Origin of the sequence: Bradyrhizobium amphicarpaeae, from assembly GCF_002266435.3 — a bacterium.
Lineage (GTDB): Bacteria > Pseudomonadota > Alphaproteobacteria > Rhizobiales > Xanthobacteraceae > Bradyrhizobium > Bradyrhizobium amphicarpaeae.
The window spans coordinates 1,449,683-1,473,759 of sequence record NZ_CP029426.2; the positions used below are offsets into that span (position 1 = coordinate 1,449,683).

At 65.2% G+C, this 24,077-nt stretch carries 23 protein-coding genes; 15 read left to right on the top strand and 8 right to left on the bottom strand.

Annotated elements, in window-relative coordinates; translation table 11 throughout:
* Positions 1-60: 60 nt before the first annotated feature.
* Complete coding sequence (locus CIT40_RS07015; RefSeq protein WP_094891669.1) at positions 61-666, bottom strand: DUF1134 domain-containing protein; 606 nt, start codon at positions 664-666, stop codon at positions 61-63.
* Between the two features lie 139 nt (positions 667-805).
* On the opposite strand from CIT40_RS07015, the gene CIT40_RS07020 reads away from it, so the two are divergent.
* Positions 806-1,291, top strand: coding sequence for a YHS domain-containing (seleno)protein (locus tag CIT40_RS07020; protein WP_094891670.1), 486 nt, complete (start codon positions 806-808; stop codon positions 1,289-1,291).
* 7 nt (positions 1,292-1,298) lie between these two features.
* On the opposite strand, the gene CIT40_RS07025 is transcribed toward CIT40_RS07020, so the two are convergent.
* Positions 1,299-2,081, bottom strand: a complete 783-nt coding sequence (locus tag CIT40_RS07025) for a 3'(2'),5'-bisphosphate nucleotidase CysQ family protein (protein WP_094891671.1) — start codon at positions 2,079-2,081, stop codon at positions 1,299-1,301.
* 259 nt (positions 2,082-2,340) lie between these two features.
* Here CIT40_RS07025 and chpT point away from each other — a divergent pair, with 259 nt between their 5' ends.
* The 7 genes from chpT to CIT40_RS07060 all read left to right on the top strand — a co-directional run bounded on the left by chpT (position 2,341) and on the right by CIT40_RS07060 (position 10,129).
* Complete coding sequence (gene chpT / locus CIT40_RS07030; protein ID WP_162307385.1) at positions 2,341-2,994, top strand: histidine phosphotransferase ChpT; 654 nt, start codon at positions 2,341-2,343, stop codon at positions 2,992-2,994.
* A gap of 195 nt (positions 2,995-3,189) precedes the next feature.
* Entirely contained in the window at positions 3,190-6,000 is a 2,811-nt protein-coding gene (locus CIT40_RS07035) for a hybrid sensor histidine kinase/response regulator (RefSeq protein WP_109862214.1), read from the top strand.
* Between the two features lie 25 nt (positions 6,001-6,025).
* Complete coding sequence (locus CIT40_RS07040) at positions 6,026-6,502, top strand: chemotaxis protein CheW (RefSeq protein ID WP_094894697.1); 477 nt, start codon at positions 6,026-6,028, stop codon at positions 6,500-6,502.
* Positions 6,503-6,575: 73 nt separating this feature from the next.
* On the top strand, positions 6,576-6,941 hold the full coding sequence (locus CIT40_RS07045; protein WP_007600538.1) for a response regulator: 366 nt from the start codon (positions 6,576-6,578) through the stop codon (positions 6,939-6,941).
* Between the two features lie 75 nt (positions 6,942-7,016).
* Complete coding sequence (locus tag CIT40_RS07050) at positions 7,017-8,213, top strand: protein-glutamate methylesterase/protein-glutamine glutaminase (protein ID WP_094894694.1); 1,197 nt, start codon at positions 7,017-7,019, stop codon at positions 8,211-8,213.
* The gene (locus tag CIT40_RS07055; protein ID WP_094894691.1) at positions 8,210-9,082 is read left to right on the top strand and encodes a CheR family methyltransferase; all 873 of its coding nucleotides are present in this window, start codon (positions 8,210-8,212) and stop codon (positions 9,080-9,082) included. The genes CIT40_RS07050 and CIT40_RS07055 overlap by 4 nt, the downstream gene beginning before the upstream one ends.
* A gap of 87 nt (positions 9,083-9,169) precedes the next feature.
* Positions 9,170-10,129: an IS5 family transposase gene (locus tag CIT40_RS07060; RefSeq protein WP_094894031.1), complete on the top strand. Its 960-nt coding sequence runs from the start codon at positions 9,170-9,172 to the stop codon at positions 10,127-10,129.
* 252 nt (positions 10,130-10,381) lie between these two features.
* Here CIT40_RS07060 and CIT40_RS07065 read toward each other — a convergent pair whose 3' ends face one another.
* Positions 10,382-11,542 carry a glutathionylspermidine synthase family protein gene (locus CIT40_RS07065; protein WP_094895172.1) on the bottom strand — a complete coding sequence of 387 codons (1,161 nt, stop codon included), beginning with the start codon at positions 11,540-11,542 and terminating at the stop codon, positions 10,382-10,384.
* A gap of 857 nt (positions 11,543-12,399) precedes the next feature.
* Between CIT40_RS07065 and CIT40_RS07070 the strand changes: the two genes are divergently transcribed.
* The gene (locus CIT40_RS07070; RefSeq protein ID WP_094895173.1) at positions 12,400-15,324 is read left to right on the top strand and encodes a hypothetical protein; all 2,925 of its coding nucleotides are present in this window, start codon (positions 12,400-12,402) and stop codon (positions 15,322-15,324) included.
* A gap of 12 nt (positions 15,325-15,336) precedes the next feature.
* A complete protein-coding gene (locus tag CIT40_RS07075; protein ID WP_148667174.1) occupies positions 15,337-15,678 on the top strand; it encodes a hypothetical protein in 342 nt (113 codons plus the stop codon).
* A gap of 104 nt (positions 15,679-15,782) precedes the next feature.
* On the opposite strand, the gene CIT40_RS07080 is transcribed toward CIT40_RS07075, so the two are convergent.
* The 5 genes from CIT40_RS07080 to ctrA all read right to left on the bottom strand — a co-directional run bounded on the left by CIT40_RS07080 (position 15,783) and on the right by ctrA (position 18,090).
* Positions 15,783-16,049, bottom strand: a complete 267-nt coding sequence (locus tag CIT40_RS07080; protein WP_094895175.1) for a hypothetical protein — start codon at positions 16,047-16,049, stop codon at positions 15,783-15,785.
* 40 nt (positions 16,050-16,089) lie between these two features.
* Positions 16,090-16,335 carry a hypothetical protein gene (locus CIT40_RS07085; RefSeq protein WP_148667175.1) on the bottom strand — a complete coding sequence of 82 codons (246 nt, stop codon included), beginning with the start codon at positions 16,333-16,335 and terminating at the stop codon, positions 16,090-16,092.
* A 108-nt stretch (positions 16,336-16,443) separates the two neighbouring features.
* Complete coding sequence (locus CIT40_RS07090) at positions 16,444-16,821, bottom strand: hypothetical protein (RefSeq protein WP_094895177.1); 378 nt, start codon at positions 16,819-16,821, stop codon at positions 16,444-16,446.
* A gap of 1 nt (position 16,822) precedes the next feature.
* Entirely contained in the window at positions 16,823-17,227 is a 405-nt protein-coding gene (locus CIT40_RS07095) for a DUF350 domain-containing protein (RefSeq protein ID WP_094895335.1), read from the bottom strand.
* 161 nt (positions 17,228-17,388) lie between these two features.
* Positions 17,389-18,090, bottom strand: coding sequence for a response regulator transcription factor CtrA (gene ctrA / locus CIT40_RS07100; protein WP_008138878.1), 702 nt, complete (start codon positions 18,088-18,090; stop codon positions 17,389-17,391).
* Between the two features lie 473 nt (positions 18,091-18,563).
* Here ctrA and fliI point away from each other — a divergent pair, with 473 nt between their 5' ends.
* The 5 genes from fliI (at position 18,564) to CIT40_RS07125 (ending at position 23,437) form a co-directional block, all read left to right on the top strand.
* Positions 18,564-19,889, top strand: a complete 1,326-nt coding sequence (fliI, locus tag CIT40_RS07105; protein ID WP_094895178.1) for a flagellar protein export ATPase FliI — start codon at positions 18,564-18,566, stop codon at positions 19,887-19,889.
* A gap of 121 nt (positions 19,890-20,010) precedes the next feature.
* The gene (fliJ, locus tag CIT40_RS07110; protein WP_008138882.1) at positions 20,011-20,430 is read left to right on the top strand and encodes a flagellar export protein FliJ; all 420 of its coding nucleotides are present in this window, start codon (positions 20,011-20,013) and stop codon (positions 20,428-20,430) included.
* Positions 20,431-20,614: 184 nt separating this feature from the next.
* The gene (locus tag CIT40_RS07115) at positions 20,615-21,160 is read left to right on the top strand and encodes a sigma-70 family RNA polymerase sigma factor (RefSeq protein WP_094895179.1); all 546 of its coding nucleotides are present in this window, start codon (positions 20,615-20,617) and stop codon (positions 21,158-21,160) included.
* 22 nt (positions 21,161-21,182) lie between these two features.
* On the top strand, positions 21,183-22,241 hold the full coding sequence (locus tag CIT40_RS07120; protein ID WP_094895180.1) for an anti-sigma factor: 1,059 nt from the start codon (positions 21,183-21,185) through the stop codon (positions 22,239-22,241).
* Between the two features lie 236 nt (positions 22,242-22,477).
* Positions 22,478-23,437, top strand: a complete 960-nt coding sequence (locus CIT40_RS07125) for a helix-turn-helix transcriptional regulator (protein WP_094895181.1) — start codon at positions 22,478-22,480, stop codon at positions 23,435-23,437.
* Positions 23,438-24,077: the final 640 nt, after the last annotated feature.

Sequence of the window (24,077 nt, forward strand, 5' to 3'; positions counted from 1 at the left end):
CAAAAAGCCAGCCCCGCTCTGCCGTTAACCTTGATCGTACCCGGGTGGGAGGAGAGCAGCCTAGAATGGGTTCCAGGTCGCTCGCGGCGTGAACTTGAGATAGCCGATATTGGCGCCCAGCCGCAGGCCGAGCCCGGAGCGGATCGGCACCAGCACGATGTTGTTGGCGGTGAGCGCCGTCATGCCGAAGCCGCCGATGATGTAGGCCGAGCCGTCGAGGCCGGCGAAGCGCTGGTAGATCGCGTTGGTGGCGGGCAGGTTGTAAACCAGCGTCATGGTGCGCGCGCCGTCGCCGCCCCAGTCGAAGCCGAGCGAGGGGCCCTGCCAGTAGACGCGCAGATCGCCGGCGTTCTTGGTGTAGAGCGTGCCTTCGCCATAGCGCAGGCCGGCGACGAACGCGCCGGAGCCTTCCTCGCCCAGGATGTAGCCGTTGGGCAGGCCCCATTGGCTGATCGCCTTCTCGATGATCGAGGCGAGCCCGCGCGAGACGTTGCCGAAGAAGCGGTGCCCGGCGCCGACCAGCTCGTCCGGCCCGTAGGTGGAGGGCGTCGGGGTCCGCTGCGGCGGGGGCAGGTCCGGCGGCGGCGCCGTCTGGGCCGAGGCCGGCACGATCCAGCCGACCGTCGCGGCAAGCGCGAGCGCAGCAAGGCGTGATGCGAAAGTCATAAAAGAACCCCTGGTACCGAAACCGGTCGCTTCCTTAACCTGACGCCAACAGGCGCGGCTCTAGGTTGCGCCGGATGTCCCCTCGACTCGGATGTTATCCGCAGCAACTATGACGGCACAACGGCAGGAAGATAGCCCTTTGCGCCCCGGAATCGCCTTGATCGGCCTCCTCGTCTGCCTGTTGTCGGGCACAGGGATCACCGGCCCGGGGCGGCCGGCCGAGGCCGCCACCACCGAGCGGGTCGTCGTCAACCGCTTCAGCGGCATTGCCATCGAGGGTTTTGACCCCGTCGCCTATTTCGTCGAGGGCACCGCCCTGCAGGGTACGGCGGAGTTCGAGGCGAACCTCTGGGGCGCGGTCTGGCGCTTCCGCAACGAGGGTGACCGCGCCTCCTTCCTGGCCCATCCGGAAATCTACGGGCCGCAATTCGGCGGCTACGATCCCGTCGATATCGCCCGCGGGGTGACCATCGCCGGCAATCCCCGCTTCTTCGCCATCGTGGCGCAGCGGCTCTATTTGTTCAGCCGGGAAGCCAATCGCGACGCCTTCGCCGCCAACTCCGAGCGGTTCCTCTATGAAGTCGGAAAGCGCTGGCCGGCGCTTTACGAGCAGCTCGGTCAGTAGCGGCTTGTTAGAATCCCGCGGCCTGCGGGTCGCCCCAGGCGATGAACTCCGGGATGATGAAGCCGCTCGCCTGCCGCTCACCGAAGCGCAGCTCGCCGCCCTTGCCGTCGGTCACCCTGCCGCCGGCCGCGGTCACGACCGCGGAGCCGGCCCCCACGTCCCATTCACAAGTGGGCCCGAAGCGGGGGTAGATGTCGGCGCTGCCTTCCGCGATCCGACCGAATTTCACGGCTGAGCCGACCGTCCGTCTGACGGCGTTGGGCCTGTTGTCGATGAACGCTTCGCTCCTGGGATCGCCGTGCGAGCGGCTCACCGCCGCGATCCAGGGCTCGCCTTGCGGCGGCAGCTTGCGGGTGTGGATCGGCTCGGCCGCGCCGATGGTAGCGCCGTCAAACCTCACCCGCTCGGCGCCGCGGCCGACGATGCCGCGCCAGAGCAGGCCAAGCGCGGGCGCGGCTACGATGCCCAGCAGCGGCACGCCCGATGTCACCAAAGCGAGGTTGACGGTGAATTCGTCGCGGCCGGCGACGAACTCCTTGGTGCCGTCGAGCGGATCGATCAGGAAGAAGCTGCCCTCGAACGGCGGGGCGGCAAGCTCCGTCCGCTCTTCCGACAGCGTCGGAATGTCGTTCGCGAGCTGGGCGAGGCCCTCGGCGATGACGCGGTCCGCGGCAAGGTCTGCCTCGGTTACCGGCGAGCCGTCCTGCTTGCCGTCGACCCGCATCGCCGCGCGGTTGACGCCGAGGATCGCCTCGCCCGCCTTCACCACCAGCGCGGTGAGCGGCTCCATCAATCGGGATGCGGCCTCGGCGTCGATGATCCTCACCTGTGTGCCTCATTCGTCGGCAAGTCTGGAATCGGCAAGTCTGGAATCCGCAAGTCTCGCCTCCTCGGTTGATTCGCCCGCAGCCCTTTATGGCCACTTCGAACCTATCGCAAGCTAGCTGCCACGGGCTGGCGAATGTTAGAACCTACGGCATCCGTCAAGCATGCGTGATTCGCGGCGTCCAGCGCCGTGCGATTTCAGGAACCCTCCAGGACCCCTTTATATGTCTGACGCCTCGTCGCCCGCGACCGCCACTGCTCCCGATATGCTCGAACTCGCAGCGCTGCTGTGCTCGCGGGTCTGTCACGATCTCATCAGTCCCGTCGGCGCCATCGTCAACGGGCTCGAAGTGCTCGACGACAATCCCAAGCCGGAAGACCGCGAATTCGCGCTCGACCTGATTCGCAAGAGCGCCAAGACCGCCTCCGCCCGGCTCCAGTTCTGCCGTCTCGCCTTCGGCGCCGCCGGCTCCTCCGGCGCGCAGATCGATCTCGGCGATGCCCAGACCATGGCGCGCGGCCACATCGAGGACGGCAAGTGCTCGATCACCTGGAATCTGCCGCGGCTCCTGTTGCCGAAGAACCGCGTCAAGCTGCTGCTCAACATGCTGGTCGTGTCCCAGCACACCATCCCGCGCGGCGGCACGCTGACGATCGACCCGATCGGCGAGGGCGAGACGATGAGCTTTCGCATCACCGCGACCGGACATAATGCGCGCCTGCCGCAGAACATCTCCGAGCTCTTGAGCGGCGAGCGCGGCCCTGCCGCGGACGCGCATGCGATCCAGCCTTATTATACGCGGCTGCTCGCACAGGCCTGCGGGCTCACCGTGACGCTCAAGCCGGAAGGCGAAGCCATCATCATTACCGCTTCGTAAACGCGCGCAGCGCTCGGCGTCTTAATCAAATCTTTACGAGGCGCTTCGGCTTGTCCGGAGCGCCTTGTCTTTTTGTTGGTTCCGTTCTTTTGCACATACTCAACCAATATTAAACGCTTTGCGGTGAAGCTGGCCCCATTCCGAATAGGCGCATCACAATTCGTGCGCGCCCTCCCTGTATGAAGGCCTGTTTTCATGGATGATCTGTTGCGGGAGTTTTTGACGGAGACCAGCGAGAGCCTGGACACCGTGGACAATCAGCTGGTGAAGTTCGAGCAGGAGCCGAACAACGCCAAGATCCTGGATAACATCTTCCGCCTGGTCCACACCATCAAGGGCACCTGCGGCTTCCTCGGACTGCCCAGGCTCGAAGCGCTGGCCCATGCCGGCGAGACCCTGATGAGCAAATTCCGCGACGGCATGCCGGTGACGGCGGACGCGGTGTCGCTGATTCTGGCTTCGATCGACCGGATCAAGGAGATCCTGGCCGGTCTCGAGGCCACCGAAGCCGAGCCCGAGGGCAACGACCGCGATCTGATCGACCAGCTGGAAGCGATGGTCGAGCGGGGCATGGCGGCTATGTCAGGCTCGGCGCAGCCGATGCCGGCTGCTGCTGCCGCCGCTCCCGTCGCGGAAGCACCGCCGCTGGTGCCGGAAGCGCCGGTCGCCGCAGTGCCCGCAAAGGAGATGACTTCGGGCACGCTGATCGACCAGACGCTGGAGCGCCCGTTGCGTCCGGGCGAAGTCTCGCTCGACGAGCTCGAGCGCGCCTTCCGCGAGACCCCGATCGAAGCGCCGGCCCCCGTTGCCGAGGTCAAGGCAGAGCCCGCCGCCGAAGCGCCGGCGCCGGTCGCCAAGGAAGCCAAGGCTTCCAGCGAAAAGGCGACCAAGGAAAAGGTCGCGAGGAAGCCGGCCGCCGACGAGGCCGCAGGCGAGGGCGACCGCATCGCCAACCAGTCGATCCGCGTCAACGTGGACACGCTGGAGCATCTGATGACCATGGTCTCCGAGCTGGTGCTGACCCGCAACCAGCTGCTGGAGATCTCCCGCCGCAACGAGGACACCGAGTTCAAGGTACCGCTGCAGCGCCTCTCCAACGTCACCGCCGAGCTGCAGGAAGGCGTCATGAAGACGCGCATGCAGCCGATCGGCAATGCCTGGCAGAAGCTGCCCCGCATCGTCCGCGACCTCTCGGGTGAACTCGGCAAGCAGATCGAACTGGAGATGCACGGCGCCGACACCGAGCTCGACCGCCAGGTGCTCGATCTGATCAAGGACCCGCTCACCCACATGGTGCGCAACTCCGCCGATCACGGCCTCGAGACCCCCGCCGAGCGCCTCGCCTCCGGCAAGGGCGAGCAGGGCACCATCCGCCTGTCCGCCTATCATGAAGGCGGCCACATCATCATCTGCATCGCCGACAACGGCCGCGGTCTCAACACCGACAAGATCAAGGCCAAGGCGATCTCGAGCGGCCTCGCCACCGAGGCCGAGCTCGAGAAGATGAGCGAAGCCCAGATCCACAAGTTCATCTTCGCGCCCGGCTTCTCGACCGCCGCCGCCATCACCTCGGTCTCGGGCCGCGGCGTCGGCATGGACGTGGTGCGTACCAATATCGACCAGATCGGCGGCACCATCGACATCAAGTCGGTGGCCGGCGAGGGAAGCTCGGTCACCATCAAGATCCCGCTGACGCTCGCCATCGTCTCCGCGCTGATCGTCGAAGCCGCCGGTGATCGCTTTGCGATCCCGCAGCTCTCGGTGGTCGAGCTGGTCCGTGCCCGCGCCAACAGCGAGCACCGCATCGAGCGCATCAAGGACACCGCGGTGCTGCGTCTGCGCAACAAGCTGCTGCCGCTGATCCATCTGAAGAAGCTCCTCAAGATCGACGACGGCGCGGCCTCCGATCCCGAGAACGGCTTCATCGTGGTGACCCAGGTCGGCAGCCAGACCTTCGGCATCGTCGTCGACGGCGTGTTCCACACCGAAGAAATCGTGGTCAAGCCGATGTCGACCAAGCTGCGTCACATCGACATGTTCTCCGGCAACACCATTCTCGGCGATGGCGCTGTGATCATGATCATCGACCCCAACGGCATCGCGAAGGCGCTCGGCGCCGCCGGCTCCTCGGCCCACGACATGGGTGACGAGAACGGCGCCCATCACATCGGCTCGGGCGAGCAGACCACCTCGCTGCTGGTGTTCCGCGCCGGCTCGTCCCAGCCCAAGGCGGTCCCGCTCGGCCTCGTCACGCGCCTGGAAGAGCTGCCCGCCGACAAGATCGAGTTCTCCAACGGCCGCTACATGGTGCAGTATCGCGAGCAGCTGATGCCGCTCGTCGCCATGGACGGCGTCACCATTGCCAGCCAGGGCGCCCAGCCGATCCTGGTGTTCGCCGACGACGGCCGCTCCATGGGCCTCGTCGTCGACGAGATCATCGACATCGTCGAGGAACGGCTCAACATCGAGGTCGGCGGCTCGGCTAGCGGCATCCTCGGCTCGGCCGTGATCAAGGGCCAGGCCACCGAGGTGATCGACGTCGGCCACTTCCTGCCGATGGCGTTCTCCGACTGGTTCACCCGCAAGGAGATGAAGCCGTCGCTGCACTCGCAGTCGGTGCTGCTGGTCGACGACAGCGCGTTCTTCCGCAACATGCTGGCCCCGGTGCTCAAGGCGGCAGGTTACCGCGTCCGCACTGCGCCGACCGCGCAGGAGGGCCTCGCGGCACTGCGCGCTCAGACCTTCGACGTGGTGCTGACCGACATCGAGATGCCCGACATGAACGGGTTCGAGTTCGCCGAGACCATCCGCTCGGACAACAATCTGGGCTCGATGCCGATCATCGGCCTGTCGGCGCTGGTGTCGCCGGCGGCGATCGAGCGCGGCCGTCAGGCCGGCTTCCACGACTATGTCGCCAAGTTCGACCGTCCCGGTCTGATCGCGGCGCTGAAGGAACAGACCGCGAGCGCCGCCGGCGCCTCCGATCTGAGCCGGGCGGCAGCGTAACGGACAGGATCAGGAGACACCCAACATGACCAGCAAGAGCAAGACCCAATCCACCGAAGGCGCCATGGTCGAATACGTCACCGCGATGATCGGCGGCCAGCTGTTTGGCCTGCCGATCTCCCGCGTCCAGGACGTGTTCATGCCCGAACGCGTCACCCGCGTTCCCTTGTCCTCGCGCGAGATCGCGGGCGTGCTGAACCTGCGCGGCCGCATCGTCACCGTGGTCGACATGCGCGCCCGTCTCGGCCTGCCGCAGCCCGAGGACGGCAAGGTGCCGATGGCGGTCGGCGTCGATTTGCGCGGCGAATCCTACGGCCTGCTGATCGACCAGATCGGCGAAGTGCTGCGCCTGCCCGAGGCCGGCATGGAGGAAAACCCCGTCAACCTCGACCCCCGCATGGCCAAGCTCGCCGGCGGCGTCCACCGTCTCGACGGCCAGCTCATGGTCGTCCTCGACGTCGACCGCGTCCTCGAGCTCGCGCCCGAGATGATGGCGGCCTGATACGCCGGCATCGCTGCCGACGGACTTGCAATTGGAAGCGTCCCCCGCAATGGGGGAGGAAGCAGAGGTTCACATGCGAACTTGTCTCGTCGTTGATGATTCCAGCGTCATCCGCAAGGTTGCGCGCCGGATCCTGGAGGGCCTCGACTTCCAGATCCTCGAAGCAGAGGACGGTGAGAAGGCGCTGGAGGCCTGCAAGCGCGGCTTGCCCGATGCGGTGTTGCTCGACTGGAACATGCCCGTGATGGACGGCTACGAGTTCCTCGGTCATCTCAGGCGGATGCCCGGCGGCGACCAGCCCAAGGTGGTGTTCTGCACCACCGAGAACGATGTCGCGCATATCGCGCGCGCGCTGCATGCCGGCGCCAACGAGTACATCATGAAGCCGTTCGACAAGGACATCGTGACGGCGAAATTCCAGGAAGTCGGACTTATCTGAGCCCTCGCCGGAGGCTGGAACGGATCCTTCGGTGCCTGTTTTCAACTGTATCCTTTCAGTCTGAGTTGGTGAGTAATGAGTGTTGCGTTCGCAGGAAATTCCGCCACGACGGGCTCGCGCGAAGCTGGGCCGCTTCGGGTGATGATCGTCGACGACTCCGTCGTCATCCGCGGTCTGATCTCGCGCTGGGTCGGCGCCGAGCACGACATGGAGGTCGCAGCCTCGCTGCGGACCGGGCTGGAGGCGGTCAACCAGATCGAACGCATCAACCCCGACGTCGCCGTGCTCGACATCGAAATGCCCGAGCTCGACGGCATCTCGGCGCTGCCGAAGCTGCTGGCGAAGAAGCGCGATCTCATCATCATCATGGCCTCGACGCTGACCCGGCGTAACGCGGAGATTAGCTTCAAGGCACTGTCGCTCGGCGCGGCCGATTACATCCCGAAGCCGGAATCGACGCGCGAGGCGTCGGCCGCGGACGTCTTTCATCACGACCTGATCGAGAAGATCCGCCAACTTGGCGCACGGCTGCGGCGCAGGCCCGCGGTTGCAAGTCCGCCGCTGGCCCCCGCGAGCCCGGCTCCGGCCCAGCGCGGTCTCGTTGCGCGGCCTGCCGCGCCTGCGCCGGCCACGTCCCTGTACCCGCAATCGGCATCGGGGATGACCACGCGGCCGTTCTCGTCGCAGGCCCCCAAAGTGCTCCTGATCGGCTCCTCGACCGGCGGTCCGCAGGCGCTGATGGCGCTCGTCACCGAGCTCGGCCCGGTGATCGACCGCGTCCCCGTGTTGATCACCCAGCACATGCCGCCGACCTTCACGACCATCCTTGCCGAGCATCTGGCGCGTTCGAGCCGCCGACCGGCAGCCGAGGCGGTCGACGGCGAGCCGGTGAAGCCGGGACGCATCTATCTCGCCCCCGGCGGCAAGCACATGCGCGTGGCGCGCAGCGGCGCGGACACCGTGATCGCGCTCGACGACGGCCCCGCCGTCAATTTCTGCAAGCCCGCGGTCGATCCGCTCTTCACCTCCGCCATCGACATCTGGCACGGTAGCATCCTCTCCGTGATCCTGACCGGCATGGGCTCGGACGGCATGCGCGGCGGCAAGGACATCGTCGCCGCCGGCGGCAGCGTCATCGCGCAGGACGAAGCCTCCAGCGTGGTCTGGGGCATGCCGGGCGCGGCTGCCAATGCGGGCATCTGCGCGGCGATCCTGCCGCTCAACCAGATCGGCGCCAAGGTCAACCGCCTGTTCGCGGGAGATCGCTCGTGACCCCCACCGATTACGACTATCTGCGCAAGTTCTTGAAAGAGCGCTCCGGCCTCGATCTGTCGGCCGACAAGCAGTACCTGGTCGAGAGCCGACTGTTGCCGCTGGCGCGCAAGGCGAGCCTCCCCGGCATTCCCGATCTCGTGCTGAAGATCAGGAACGGTGATGGCCGGCTTGCGGCCGACGTGGTCGAAGCGATGACCACCAACGAGACCTTCTTCTATCGCGACAAGATCCCGTTCGATCATCTGCGCGAGACCATCCTGCCGGGCCTGATCCAGGCGCGCGCGGCGCGCAGATCGCTTCGCATCTGGTCGGCGGCGTCGTCGACGGGGCAGGAGCCCTATTCGATCGCGATGTGCGTGAAGGAGATGGGCGCCGCGCTCGCCGGCTGGCGCATCGAGATCGTCGCCACCGACCTGTCGCAGGAGGTGCTGGAGAAATCCAAGGCCGGCCTTTACAGCCAGTTCGAGGTGCAGCGCGGTCTGCCGATCCAGCATCTGATGAAGTACTTCACGCAGGCCGGCGAGGTCTGGCAGCTCAACGCCGACATTCGCGCGATGGTGCAGTTCCGCCAGCTCAATCTGCTGCAGGACTTCTCCCATCTCGGTACGTTCGACGTGATCTTCTGCCGCAACGTGCTGATCTATTTCGACCAGGACACCAAGGCGATGATCTTCGAGCGCATGGCGAAGGGGATGGAGGCCGACGGCACGCTGCTGCTTGGCGCTGCCGAATCCGTCGTCGGCATCACCGACGCGTTCCGCCCCATCGCGGACCGCCGCGGTCTCTACCAGCTCAACCCCGCGCGCTCCGGCCGACCCATGGGCGGATTGATGCCGCCGTCGTTGAAGGTCGCCGCGGCGAGGTGAGCTGCTTCTTCTTTCCCTCTCCCCTTGTGGGACTGTTGCGTAATCCATCAATTGTGATTCTCTAGGGCGAAGCCTTGGAGATTGACGATGGCAGTGAAGCAGACGGGGCAGCCGAGCTTTATAGAGGCGTGGTTGCCGAAAGGGGCTGGCGCTAATGCGGCGCTGGATCGGCTGTCTGGCTTGGTCAAATGGTACCGGTTCGAGAAGCTGCTCGCCCATTTGCGTGATGAAGCGGGGCCCGGTCGTCCAGGCTATCCGGTGCTGGTGTTGTTTCGCGCTGTGCTGCTGCAGTCACTCTACGGTCTGTCGGAGCGCGAACTCGAGGAGGCGCTGGGCGACCGGTTGTCCTTCAAGCGCTTCGTCGGTTTGAGTCTTGAGGACGCGACGCCCGACCATACGGTTCTGAACCGCTTCCGGAACCAGCTCGTCGAACAAGGTCTGTTGGAGAAGTTGTTTGGTGAACTCGATCGTCAGCTTGAGAATGCCGGCGTCATCCTCAAGCGCGGCACGATGCTGGATGCGACCTTGATCCAGGCAGTCTCGGCTCCTCCGAAGGAGGATCGTCCCTCAAACGACCCTGACGCCCGGTTCACCAAGCGGCAAGGCAAGAGCGGCTCGACCTTCGGCTACAAGGCTCATGTCGGCGTCGACGAAGGATCAGGCCTGATCCGCTCGGTTCTGACCACGCCCGCCAATGTCAACGACACCACGCCGGCCGATGAGTTGATCCGCGGCGACGAAGCCGTGGTGTGGGCCGATGCGGCTTACGATACCCATGCCAGACGAGCTCGGCTGAAGGCGGAGGGCAAAAAGCCCCGCATCGCCCGACGTCCCAACCGCCACCATCCGGAGTTGCCGCCGAGGCTCAAACGCTACAATCTTCTCGTCTCTCGACGACGGGCGACAGTCGAGACCACCTTCGCTACCCTCAAACGCAGGATGCGGCTGACCTGCATCCGTTACGTCGGTCTCATGAAGGCAAGCGGACAAGTCCTGCTTGCCTCCATCGCATTTAACATGAGGCGATGGGCCACGATCGCCGCGTGAGCCGCCCCCCGAGGGCGACCACCACATACCTTCGCCAGCAATCGCCCCCGACCAAGACCTTCTCCTCTGCCGTCTTCAGCTCCAAAAGCCAATAGCGCAACAGGCCCCTTGTGGGAGAGGGTGGCTCGCCGCTAGCGGCGAGACGGGTGAGGGGTTCTCTCCTCACGATCAGTCTTGCGAGTGGAGAGAACCCCTCATCCGGCGCTTCGCGCCACCTTCTCCCACAAGGGGAGAAGGCAAGGAATTCATCGCTCACAAAATCGCGTGCGGCAGAAACCGCGAGCGGTTGCCGGTGATCGGGCTCTCGTCCTCGCGGATCGACAGGCCGCACGGCGCGTGGTTCACCAGCCAGCTTCCGACCACCGGATAGAACCCCGAAAAGTTCGGCAGCGGCGCCAGCGCCTGCCGCACGAAACCTTCGGCGCCGTAGGGACCGGCCTGCTCGTCGAGCGCCATGCCGCCGGACACGAGGGTGACGTTGGCGCCTTCGCGCGACAGCAGCGGCTTGCGCACATACGACGTTCCGAGCTCCGCTGCCCGCGCGTCATCCTCGAAGAACGCCGGCAGCAGATTTGGATGATTCGGAAACATCTGCCACAGCAGCGGCAAAATGCCCTTGTTCGACAGCACCGCCTTCCACGGCGGCTCGATCCAGCGCGTGGCTGCGTCCTTGAGCTTCGCGCCGAAGGAATCGTGGAACATCCACTCCCACGGATAGAGCTTGAAGGCGAGCACGATGTCGACCTCGTCGAGATCGACGAAACCGCCTGGCTCGTCGCGCCAGCCGATCTGCTCGATGTCGAGCAGCCTGGTCGAGAGCCCGGCCTGGCGCGCGGTGTCTTCGAGATAAGCCAGCGTGCCGGCGTCCTCGGAATTGTCCATGGTGCCAGTGAGATGAACGTGACGGCCGGCTGCGATCTCCTTCCACGCCGCGATCAATCGCTCATGGATGGAGTTGAACTGGTCGGCGCGCACCGGGACGATGCGGCGCTCGATCGCCTGCTCAAGCCAGGTCCATTGAAACACCGCGGCCTCGAAGATCGAGGTCGGCGTGTCCGCGTTGTATTCGAGCAGCTTTGCCGGCGACTTGCCGTCGAACCTGAGATCGAGCCGGCCGTAGAGGCTGCGATCGTCACGCTGCCAGCTATCGGCGATCAAATTCCAGAACGCTTCCGGAATTTGCAGCCGCCGCAGCCGTTGCTCGTCGCCGATCACACGGCCGGCGAGCTCCAGGCACATCGCCTCGATTTCGCCGGTCGGCGTCTCGATGCCGCGCTCGATCTCGTCCAGCGTGAAGCCGTAATAAGCGCGCTCGTCCCAATAGCGTTCACCGTCGATGGTGTGGAAGGCGAAGCCGCATTGCGCCGCAGTCTCCCGCCAGTCGTCGCGCTCCAGGCAATTGATGCGCTGCATCCGCTAACTGCCGCTGTGCCCATGAATGATTTGACCACCGCCCATCATGGTGAGCATGACCCTCTCGACCGCTTCATGGCAATTCAGTCTTTGACCCTCTGGCGCCGGACCAACAGTTTCCACCAGATGCGTGCCTCTCGACAGGCCCTAGGTCGATAGCATGGCACGGTGTTGCAAGCCTTGACCAGCCCCGCACAGCGCGGACCGTTAGAATGTCCGCGCGGGCCGGAAAGTCGCGGGCGGGGTTACGCGCATCGGCGTTCGCGGCGCCAGCCGAAGCGATGAGCCGGCAAGATTCCCGGGGCCGACGCCGGAAGGCTTGACCGTCGGTACGTTCTTCTTGTGGATTTCGGCATGACCGTAGGAGCCGTTTCCTCCGCCGGAAGATCCTCCACCGTCCTGGCAGCTGCATGTTTTATCGTACCATTGTCCTGTCTTTGCGTCATACCACGCGCCGTTCTCCGGAGACGTGGGGTAGGTGATGCAGTGCCAATGCTGGCCTCCCGGACATTGTCCTTTCGCATGAGCCGAAGTGGGGATTGCCATCGCAGCGCACATGAGCGCGGCATGAATCGCGGCAGGGAAAGTTGACGTTTTCTCGCGTCTCATGGGCTGGGCCTCGCGAATGAAAGCAAGGATGCCTGCGCAGCCGGGCTGCACGTTGATGTGGCTCAACGGCGAAACATTTCGCTGCCCGCTTGCGGGCTCGGCACGTCGCGACATCGCTGAAAGGTTTCATTGTAAGGGCGTTCCGCGATTTCCTTTCAATTGAAAAGCGAGCGCTGTTGATCCTGCTCAAGTCCGGCGGCAGCGATCGGCTCCAAATGCTTATGATCGCTTCATCAGGATCCATAGCTATGCAAGCCAATGTGCTCCATTCGATCCAGTATGAGCGAAACCATCGCGGATATCGCGGCAGCCAGTTGCGCGCCGTGCTGTTTGCCGCCGTGTTGTTCGGCTTGTTTGCCTGCGGTGGAGCCGCGGCGCAGCAGGCCGGCATCGTCGCCAACGGCAACGCCGTCGTGACGGGCTTTTCGGGCGCACTGCCGCCCGCGGTGATCGCACCGGGCGTCGATCCCGCCGACAAGACCCTTATCGATCTCAACGGCCCCGCCGCACGCGTGTTTGATCTGCAAGCGCCGGGAGCGCCGCCGCAGGCGCAATTGCTGACGACGCCAAAGCCTTTCACCGTCACGGCCGGTCAAACCGGCCAGCTGTTTGGCGTTGCGCTGGATAGCGCAACGCCGCCGAACGTGTTCGTCGCGGCGACCTCGGCCTACGGATTGCCGATCGTCGTTCCAGGCGCTGCCGGAGAGTTCAATCGCGCCAAGCAGGGTACGCCCAAGGCGGTCTTCATGCCGGCACTGTTCGGACCGGCCCAGTTCGGCGGCGGTCCCGGCTCGATCTGGCGGATTGACGGCGTCACCGGCGAAGTTCGCCTGTTCACCAACGTCACGCTCGAGGGGGCCCCCAATCCCGGTCCGGCGCTTGGCGGACTTGCCTTCGACGCCGCGTCCAACACGCTGTTCGTGGCCGACCGCGCCACCGGCATGATCCACGCATTTGACTCCACCGGAGCGGAGCGATCCCGTTACGATCATGGTGTGCAAGGGCGTAGCGCCGCCGGCCTGCCGCCACTGCCGTATGATCCCGCCGGGCGTCTCGATATCTCAAGTCCAAAATTTCACACCGGCGATCCCGCGACCTGGGGCTATGCCAATCCACAGCGTCTGATCTTCGGTCTCGGTGTCCGCAACGGACGCCTGTATTATGCCGTCGCCAAGGATCTCCAGATCTGGTCGGTGGCGATTGGTCCGACATTCGGCACGGATCCGAGGTTGGAAGTCAGCGTTGCGCCCGGTCCCGGGCCGAGCGAAATCGCCAAGATCGCGTTCGACGATCAGGGGCGCATGTTGCTCGCCGAGCGCGCCGCGCCGAGCGGCGCCTATGACTTCGATGTGCTGACGAAGGAAGCGACGGGTCGCGTGCTGCGCTATCTGCCGGCGCCGCCCGGCACCAGCGGGCCGCAATGGCAATTGCAGTCCGACGAATACGCGATCGGCTTCGCGCGGCAGATGCGCAACGGCAATGGCGGCGTCGCCGTTGGCTTCGGTTACGACGATCAAGGCCGGATTGATCGCGCCGCCTGCGGACAGTTCCTGTGGTCGACCGGCGAGCAGTTGCGCAATTCGAACGATCCCGCGATCGCCACGCAGCTCGCAACCGGCGGTCCGGCCGAGGTCAATGGCGTGCAAGGCAATGACATCATGGCCGTGCGGCCGGCCAATGTGCCGCCGTGGCAGAGCTACTTCGCCGACTATGATGATCAATTCCAGGACGCGAGCGCGCGTGGCCATCTCGGCGACATCGCGATTTTGCGCGTCTGCGCTCAGGCCGGATTCAATCTGCCGGGCTGGTACCGGCCGCGCGTCGAGCTGTTCCCGGGATTCTTCTGGTTCCGTCTGCACGGCAAGAAGCCGCCGCTGCTCGACTGCCCGCCAGGCTCGGGCAATCAATGCGCCTGCCCGCCGGGCACTACACAGCAGCCCGGCTTCCAGTGCTGCCCCATCGGCATGTTCCCGGGACCCAATGGGCAGTGCGCATCGCCGTGTCCGGATGGATCGACAGATCCCGGCAAAATCGAGGCCTGCTTGAACGGCTTCGATCCGAACTCTTTCGATCCCAATGATTGGTCGAAGCTCAGCTGTCTCGATGGCTCGAAGGCCGTTCACGATGCCAACGGCTATCATTGTCCCACGTTCAAGTCGCCGGTCTGCCCCGCAGGCTTCGAGCTGGATCCATCGGGCAATTTCTTCGGTTGCAAGCCGACGGTTCAGGAACAGGCGTGTTTGCAGGTTCTACCGAATTTCAACCAGCCCGGCCTCGATGGCAGCTGCTTGCAGCTTTGTCCGTCTGGTTCGTGGGCGTATACGGCCAACCAGTGCTGCCCCGACGGCACGTTGCCCGGCCCCGACGGCAAATGCGGCAAGCCGCAGCACCCTTCGTGCCCGCCCGGCCAGTTGACGTCCAAGGGCATCTGCTGCTCGTCGACGACGAAACCTCAACCCGATGGCACGTGCTCGCCGTCGAAGCTGCAATGCCCGCCCGAGCAACTGACGGTGAGCGGCCAGTGCTGCCCGTCCGGCAGCAAGCCGCAGCCCGACGGCAGTTGCCAGCCGCCGCTCAAGCAGGGATGTGCCCCCGAGCAACTCACGCCGAACGGCACGTGCTGTCCGACCGGAACGAAGCCTCAGAATAATAATACGTGTGGTTCATTGGTCGGCTGCCCACCCGGAACGAACACCGATCCGCTGACTGGCCAGTGCTGCCCGTCCGCGAGTGCTGTGGCAGGCGTCAAGGCGGCGTGCACGTGTCCGCAGGACCAGTTCCTCGTCGATGGCAAGTGCGTCGGAAACGCACCGCCGGCTGTAGGCGGCTGCTTCGCCGGCTATGTGAAGTTGCCAAACGGATCCTGCTGCCTCGCCTCGCAAGCGACATCCGGCGGAGAGTGCTGTCCGGCCGGCCAGAAGCTGGATGCCGACAAGCGCAAATGCGTGGCCGCGGGAGGGGCGACCTTCGTGCCGACCACGCCGCATCTGCCGCCGCCGATCGTCGTTCCCGGCAAGCGCGGCAAGATTGTCGCGCCGCCTCCGCCGCGGCCGCCGGTCGTCGTCGTTCCGCCGCCCCCGAAGCGTGTCGTTCCGCCCAAGCGCTTTACGCCAAGGCCAATCGATCGGCCAAGGCCGCTTCCGCCGAAAATCCGTCGCCAGATCGATCAGTAGGGAGAGATTTTGATGAAGCTACGAAAGCTCGCACCAGTGGCACTCGCGATCGCAAGTCTTGCCTGTGCCGTCACGTTGAATAAGGCCAAGGCCGGCATCGAGGCAGGATTGGCCGACGCCACGGCGCGAGCGGAGGCGCAGCTGCCGGTCAGGTTGGCACAAACGACGGTCGCGACGCCGAAGCCGAAGCCTGTGAAGAAGACCAAGAGCTTGAAGGTCGAACACCCCAAGACGAAGTGGCTCAATCCGCAGCCCGAACCGCCGATGGCGGGCAAGAAGCCGGTGCAGGGCAACAACTGGCTAAACCCGCAGCCGGAGCCGCCGCGGCCGGATACGACGAAGAAATTGCAGTAGGGACGGTTTGGCGCGTCGTTCTCGGGGCGCGCTCACCGGCATCATTCAAAAATTGCAGCGCGACAGCATCCCTGCCGTCGCGCTCCAAAATTCGTGCGTAGGCGTCAGTCGTTGGGGCCGGGCGATTTGTTCTGCTTCACCGTCGGAACATTCTTCCTGTGGATTTCCGCCTTGCCGCCGCCACTATAGTTTCCGCTGGCCGGCTGATGTTCACATTTGCAAGGCTGCGGCGTGATGTTCGGCGGACGGTCGTTCTGCGGTGGCGGCAGGCAGACCCGAACCATGCCAGGCGGGCAGGGCCCGGCTTCCACGGCGGCGGTTAGTGATGCCAGCGCGAGGAGGGCGAGAGCCGACGTCATGACGATACGCATCGTTGCACCTCGATTGTTGAAGGATGGAGCTGATCCGGGCTCAGTCGTTGGGACCGGGCGACTTGTTCGGCTTCACGGTCGGCACGTTCTTCTTGTGGATCTCGGCCTTGCCGCCCCAGGTCGGACTGCCGGGTGCATTCTCGCAGCGGCAGCGGGGCGGACCCATGGGCGGCCGGTCGCGCGGTTGCGGCTCGCAGACCTGGACCATGCCGGTCGGACAGGGCGCGGCTTGCACGGTCGCCGACAGCGATGCCAGCGCGAGGAGGGTCAGTGCCGACGTCGTCATCACGCGCATCATTGCACCTCGATCTTGGTGGCCACACCGGCCATCGAGGCTTCACATTACAGAGCAGCAGCAGGTCGGGGTTTGACGTGTCTCAATCACGCAGCGGCTTTAGCCGCCGCCCGAGAAGCCGTGCCCGAACGAGCCGAAGCCGCCGCGGCTGACGCTGCTGTGGCCGGAATCGGACGACGTTGCCGAAGCGGAATGGCTCGAGGAATCGCCGCCGAAGAAGCTCGATCGCGACGACCAGCGCGAGCTGCCGCCTGACGAACTGCTGCTGCTCGTGCAGGTCGTGGTCGTCTGCCCCGGCACGGCGCCGGGCGTCGGCTCGCAGCTCTGCCGCGGCATCATCGTGTAGGCGGTGGTGCCGACCGCGAGCGTGCCCATCACCAGCAGCGCGACATGGCCGGAGCGCTTGGTCGGCGGCGACGGCGGCCCGGTGACCGGCCGGCGCTTGCCGAACTCCTTCTTGGACGGTCTGTCGGCCATGTCAGTAGATCATGCTGGCGGCGTTCAGGAGCCCCGCGGCGAGCGAGGAGAGCCCGAGCCAGATCGCGGGCGCAAGCTCGCCGGCGGCGATCCGCGCCGACAGGTTCGGCACCGGCACTTTCACGAGAAAGAACACGATGACCTGCACGATCAGCGCGATCACCGCCCAGATCAGGCAGTCCAGCACATTGGCCGAATGCGCGATGGCGCTGACCAGCGGCGCCACGAAGCCGAGCAGGCTGAGGCCGAGCGCGATCGCCGCGGCGGGCTCGTTGTCGCGGATCAGCTGAAACTCGTTATGCGCGGTGATGCGGGTGTAGACGAACAGATACGCCACGATCGCGATTAGCCCGGTGCAGAAATAGACCAGGAAGGCGGGCAGGCCGGTCAGTGATTGCAGGATCATCGTTTCCCCATCGTGCAGCGACCATTCGTCGGCGGGGGAAGGATAGCGGTTCAACGTTAAGCTGGGGATGAGGCGATCCCCCCAAAAACAAAACCCCGCCATTTGCGGCGGGGTCCAGGCTGGGAGGAGCGAGCCGTGGCTCGCGACGTAAACCCAGAAGATCAGGCGGGAATGCGCTCTTCGTGCTCGTGCGGCTCGCGCAGCACGTAGCCGCGGCCCCACACGGTCTCGATGAAGTTGCGTCCCTCGGAAGCGTTGGCCAGCTTCTTGCGGAGCTTGCAGATGAAGACGTCGATGATCTTCAGCTCGGGCTCGTCCATGCCGCCATAGAGATGGTTGAGGAACATTTCCTTGGTGAGGGTGGTGCCCTTGCGGAGCGAGAGCAGCTCCAGCATCTGGTATTCCTTGCCGGTCAGGTGCACGCGCTGGCCGCCGACTTCCACCGTCTTGGTGTCGAGGTTGACGACGAGGTCGCCGGTCTGGATGACCGACTGGGCGTGACCCTTGGAGCGGCGCACGATCGCGTGGATGCGGGCCACCAGCTCGTCCTTGTGGAACGGCTTGGTCATGTAGTCGTCGGCGCCGACGCCGAGACCCTTGACCTTGTCCTCGATGCCGGCGAGGCCGGAGAGGATCAGGATCGGTGTCTTGATCTTGGAGACCCGGAGCTGCTTGAGCACGTCGTAGCCGGACATGTCGGGCAGGTTGAGGTCGAGAAGGATAATGTCGTAATCGTATAATTTACCGAGATCGACGCCTTCTTCCCCCAAATCGGTCGTGTAGACGTTGAAGCTCTCAGACTTCAACATCAGCTCGATCGACTGCGCGACGGCGCTGTCATCTTCAATCAGCAAAACGCGCATGCCAGTTCCCCATAGTCGCCGCTCCTGGGCGTCAGGTCGGCCGCATTCGCGGCACTCAACAAAACGCCTTTGAACAACTGATTCGGATCCTGACAACAGATGGTTAACAAATCCTGATTCTGGAACGCAAGTCCCCCCGGTGCAATTTTTCTCGAATCGCCCTAAGGTCTTGCGCGTGAAGCAGCTTTCGTCACCCAGCTCCGTTCAAGTTCCACTTTAAGAGACGGGCCTAACCGACTCCCGCGACTCAGCCTTCTTCTGAAGGGGAGTCACGCTCAGTCACAAAGACAGTGACGCAATGATTAATGATGCGGGTAAACACGAAGTTAAGCTCCGTTCAGAAATATGGCGAAACTTAAGGTTTTCCCCGTGAAGGCCCGGATCGCCAAAGCAACCTCTCGAGGCGACCTGTTAAGGCGATCGCCACAAAGGCCCTCTCGTGAAGGCGCGGCTCTGATGAAAGCCCTCTCAGTATGAAAGCTCTTGCCGAACAGATCGGCGATATCGACGGCATCAATATTTATGGCCGCGTGGTCGGCGTTCGCGGCCTGATGGTCGAGGTCGCCGGTCCGATCCATGCGATGTCGGTGGGTGCGCGGCTGGTGATCGAGACCGGCGCCAACCGTTCCATCCCCTGCGAGGTGATCGGCTTCTCCGGCAACAATGCCGTGGTGATGCCGTTCGCCGGCCTCGACGGCGTGCGCCGCGGCTGCAAGGCCGTCATCGCCAATGCCGCCAATCAGGTGCGGCCTTGCGCGGCCTGGCTTGGCCGCGTGATCAATGCGCTCGGTGAGCCAATCGACGGCAAGGGGCCGCTGCCGCAGGGGCCGGCGCCGATGCCGTACCGCAACACGCCGCCGCCGGCGCATTCGCGCAAGCGCGTCGGTGCCCCGCTCGATCTCGGCGTGCGCGCGATGAACACCTTCCTCACGTGCTGCCGTGGCCAGCGCATGGGCATCTTCGCAGGCTCCGGCGTCGGCAAATCGGTGCTGCTGTCGATGCTGGCGCGCAACGTCGACGCCGCGGTCAGCGTGATCGGGCTGATCGGCGAACGCGGCCGCGAGGTTCAGGAATTCCTGCAGGACGATCTCGGCGAGGAGGGCCTCGCGCGTTCGGTCGTGGTGGTCGCAACCTCCGACGAGCCGGCGCTGATGCGCCGCCAGGCGGCGTATCTGACGCTCGCGGTCGCCGAATATTTCCGCGACGAGGAACAGGACGTGCTTTGCCTGATGGATTCGGTGACGCGCTTTGCCATGGCCCAGCGCGAGATCGGCCTGTCCGCCGGCGAGCCGCCGACCGCCAAGGGCTACACGCCGACGGTCTTCACCGAGCTGCCGAAACTCCTGGAGCGCGCCGGGCCGGGCCTCGGCGAGGGCGCCATCACCGCGATCTTCACGGTGCTGGTCGACGGCGACGACCACAACGAGCCGATCGCGGACGCCGTCCGCGGCATCCTCGACGGCCACATCGTGATGCAGCGCTCGATCGCCGAGCGTGGCCGTTACCCCGCCATCAACATCCTCAAATCCGTCTCGCGTACCATGCCGAAATCGGCCGATCCGGAGTTCTGGCCCGTCATCCAGAAGGCGCGCGCGGTGATGGCGACCTATGCCGACATGGAGGAATTGATCCGTCTCGGCGCCTACCGGGCCGGCTCCAGCCCCGAGGTCGACGAGGCGATCCGCCTGCATGAGCCGCTGGAAGCGTTCCTGAAGCAGCGCAAGGACGAAAATGCATCCCTGGCCGACGGCTACCGCCAGTTGGCTCACATCCTCGGTAATTTGGAAACGGAACGCTAACTTTGTCAGGTCATCATCCGATCCTACAGAGTAGCAGTGCCGGTCTCGGCCCGAACAGGGCCTGTGGGGCGACCGGTATCGTCCCACGTGCAGCGAGGGGACTTCTGGGGAGTACGAGTCGATGAAGTCACGAGATACCCTCATCCGCCTGAAGAAGTTTCAGGTCGACGAGAAGCGCCGCCGGGTCACCCAGATCGAGACCATGATCGCCGACTTCCAGCGGATGTCGACCGATCTCGAGCGCGAGATCACGACCGAGCAGGAGCGTGCCGGGATCAACGATCCCTCGCACTTCGCCTATCCGACCTATGCCAAGGCCGCGATCCAGCGCCGCGAGAACCTGACCCGCTCGGCCGACGAGCTCAAGGGCCAGCTCGACGAAGCCAAGGCCGCGCTGGCCGAGGCCTTCGAGGAGCTCAAGAAGGTGGAACTGCTCGACGAGCGCGACCAGGCCCGCGAGCGCGCCGAAGAGAACGCCCGCGAGCAGGCCGACCTCGACAGTATCGGCCTGATGCGCGCCCGCATCGGCGCCGTCGCCTGAAGACAGAGCCGGCGGCCCAAGCGCCCGAGAATTTGTGAAACCCGGACCCGCAAGGTCCGGGTTTTCGCATGTGCTGTCCACAGCTTGGCGCCGCCCCCCTTGGTGGTCGGCTTGGCCGCGCGCTATGGTAGCGAAGTGCCGGGGCCTGCGCGGAACGCGATGGCCCGCGTGTCGAGGGGGCTGAATGCTGACGCCAGCAGAGCTGGTCGGGTTGATCGAGGCGGTGGCGAAGGGCGATCAGGCCGCGTTCGAGCGCCTTTACGCCGCCACGCGCGCGAAACTCTTTGGCGTGGTGCTCCGTATCTTGCGCCGACAGGATCTCGCAGAGGAGGTCATTCAGGAGGCCTACGTCAAGATCTGGCACGGCGCCGCCGGGTTCAATCCGGCGCTGGCCTCGCCGATCACGTGGATGGTCTCGATCGCGCGCAACCGTGCGATCGACATCGTGCGCAAGAAGACGGAAAGCTCCATCGAGGAGGAGCCCCAGGCGATGGAGGTGGCGGCCGACAGCCCCGATCCGCTGGCGCGCCGGGAGATGACCGAGGAGCTGAAGCGGCTGCTGGAATGCATCGGCCGGCTCGAGCCCGACCGTCAGCGACTCGTGCTTCTCGCCTATTACAACGGCTGGAGCCGCGAGCAATTGGCGGAGAAATTCGCCGCTCCCGTCAACACGGTGAAGACGTGGCTGCGGCGCAGCATGCTGGATATCCGGGAGTGCCTCGGACTATGAGGATGGTTTTGGACCGCAATTGATGGCCTACACGGAGGACCATATCGCGCTCGCCGCGGAATATGCGCTCGGTACGCTCGATGCCGATGAGCGCGCGCAGGTCGAGATCATGATGGCGGTGGACCCGGCGTTCGCCGACATCGTGCAGGCCTGGGCCTATCGGCTCGGCGCCCTCAACCAGATGGTCGGCTCGGTCGAGCCGCGTCCGATCGTGTGGGAGAACATCAGGTCCGAGATCGCGCGCACGGCGCAAGCGCTGCAGCCGCCTGGTCTGGCCGACATCGTGCCGCCGCCGATGCCGCCCGTCGAAGCCGCGCCGCCGCAGTCATCGTCGGAGAAGTCACCGTCCGAGCAGGGACCGCAACCAGAGCCGCAGCCCGCCGAAGCAGGGCAGCCCGAGCCGATGCGCTCCGGATCCGATGCGATTGGCGACATCGCGCCGGTGTTCATGCCGCAGGTCCATGCGCCCGACCCTGATGTCGTCCGCACGCCGCAGGTGCCGATCGTCGACGACACCAACGTGATCCATCTCGAGGGCCGCGTGAAGCGCTGGCGCGGAATCGCATCCGCGGTCGGCGCGCTCGCGGCCGCGCTGCTGGTGACGTTGTCGCTGCAGATCTTCCTGCCCGACGCGCTGCCGAACGGCTTGCGTCCCGCACCGCGCATCCAGACGGTGGAAGTGAAGACGCCGACCGCACCGCTCGCCGGCGCGGCGCAATACGTCGCGCTGCTGCAGGGCCAGGCCGGCGGTCCCGCCTTCATCCTCACCATCGACGGCGCGACCAAGAACTTTACCGTGCGCAAGGTCGGCGCGACGCCGGAGCCCGGCAAGAGCTTCGAACTCTGGCTGATCTCCGACAAGTTGCCGCGCCCGCGCTCGCTCGGCGTGATCGGCGCCGGTGATTTCACCGCGCGCCCGCTGCTCGCCTCCTATGATTCCGAGGTCGTCAACGGCGCGACCTACGCCGTCACCGTCGAGCAGGCCGGCGGTTCGCCCGACGGCCGGCCGACCTCGTCCCCGGTGTTTTCCGGCAAGCTGATCGAGACCGTGCCGCCGTCCCAGCCGCAGGCGAAGAAATAGGTCCCGTAGCCCGGATGAGCGAAGCGACATCCGGGACGTCTGTTCCCGCATGTCGCTTCGCTCATGCGGGCTACAAGAGCCTGTTCCTGTCGCCACGGTCCCTGCCGCCGTCGCACCCCGACAACTCCCCCTGAATCCGCCCCCGATTTGAACCTTGCCGCTCTTTGCGGCGTCAAATCCCCGGAATTTGCAGTCGGCGCCGCCGATCGCGGAGCCGAAGAGGGGCCAGAAATCAGATGGATGCAGCGAAAACGCCCGGCATCTTCGTTCATCAATATACGGGGCTACCGCAAGGCCCGGCGTTCGAGCATTGGCGCGAGCGGGCCTTCGGCGCCTGCGGCCTCGATGTCGGGCCGAGCCATGGCGCCAGCATCGATTGCCGGCTCCAGGTCAGCGTGGTCGACAACATCGCGCTTGCCATTCCCGAAGGCGCCTCCGCGCAATATTCGCGCACGCAGAGCGGGCTTGCTGACGGCAGCGACGATCTCGTCCTGATCGCGGCACATGCCGGTCTCGTCCGCGTGCGACAGAACGGCCATAGCGTCGAGCTCGCGCCTGCGCAGATGGTGCTCGTCGACATGGCCGTCACCGGCTCCGTCGGCCACACCGACGATGATCGTTTCACCACCATCCGCATGCCGCGCCGGGCGCTGCTCGACATCCATCCGCGCGCCGAGGACAAGCTGTCGCAAGTCCTGATCGACGGTGCGGTCGCCGAGACCATCTTCCGCTACCATGCGCTCGCCGCCAATCACGCGCCGCATCTCGACGCGGTTGGCCAGCGCCTCACCGCGCAGCACATGGTCGATCTCGTCGGCCTCCTGCTCGGCACCGATGCCGAGCATGCCAGCCTTGCCCGCGGCCGCGGCCATGCGGCGGCGCGCCTCGACCTCATGCGCGCCGATGTGATGGCAGCCCTCGGCCGCAACGATCTCTGCCTGTCCGAGATCGCGACGCGCTCTGGCCTCAGCCCGCGCCAGGCGCAACGCCTGTTCGAGCAGGCTGGCACCACCTTCACCGAGTTCGTGCTCGAGCAACGCCTGCTCCAGGCGCGAAAACTGCTCGGCGATCCCCGCGCCAGGGCGCGCAAGATCAGCGACATCGCGCATTCCTCGGGCTTTTCCGATTTGTCCTATTTCAACCGCGCCTTCCGCAAGCGCTTTGGCGCGACGCCGTCGGAACTGCGCGAGGCGTGACGCGACAAGTTCTGCGCGCGTAGCCCGGATGAAGCGCAGCGCAATCCGGGGCCTTTGAGCGTCTGGGCGAGATCCCCGGATTACGCTGCGCTCCATCCGGGCTACGAGATATCGCGTTGCCTGACGGGCAAAACACCCAATCGGTCGGTCAATCCAGGCCGTCAAAAATATTCCACTTTACCGAAATTCGGAAAGCGCGTATGTGTCGCCTCGACCCGGCCCAAGGAAGAGGGGCGTATCGCGATCGTCACGAACGCGGGCCGGACGGCGGTGGACGCAGATCGCATTGGCGCGAAGGGTTTTGCAGGGCGGGCAACCGTGAGCAAGGCCATCGCGCACACGACCGGTGTGATCGGCGTACGGCAAAATCGTGTGGTCCTGGCGCCCGCAGTCTGGCGTCAAGTGTTGCGGTGATGTGGAGGGCCCAACCGGGCCCACGCATCGGTCATCCGCAAGGCGACGGGGCAATAGTGCAACGCTCCCGGGGAGAGCACGACATAAGCCGTAAAGCCACTGCGCAGGGAAGGCCGGGATGTCTCCGGTTGCCCTGTTCTCCGCTATGCAGCAGCACACGCAGTCTGCCCTTGGCATGGCGGTCCACGGGAGCCAACCGGCTCCCGGCCTTCCCTGCGCCCTCTTT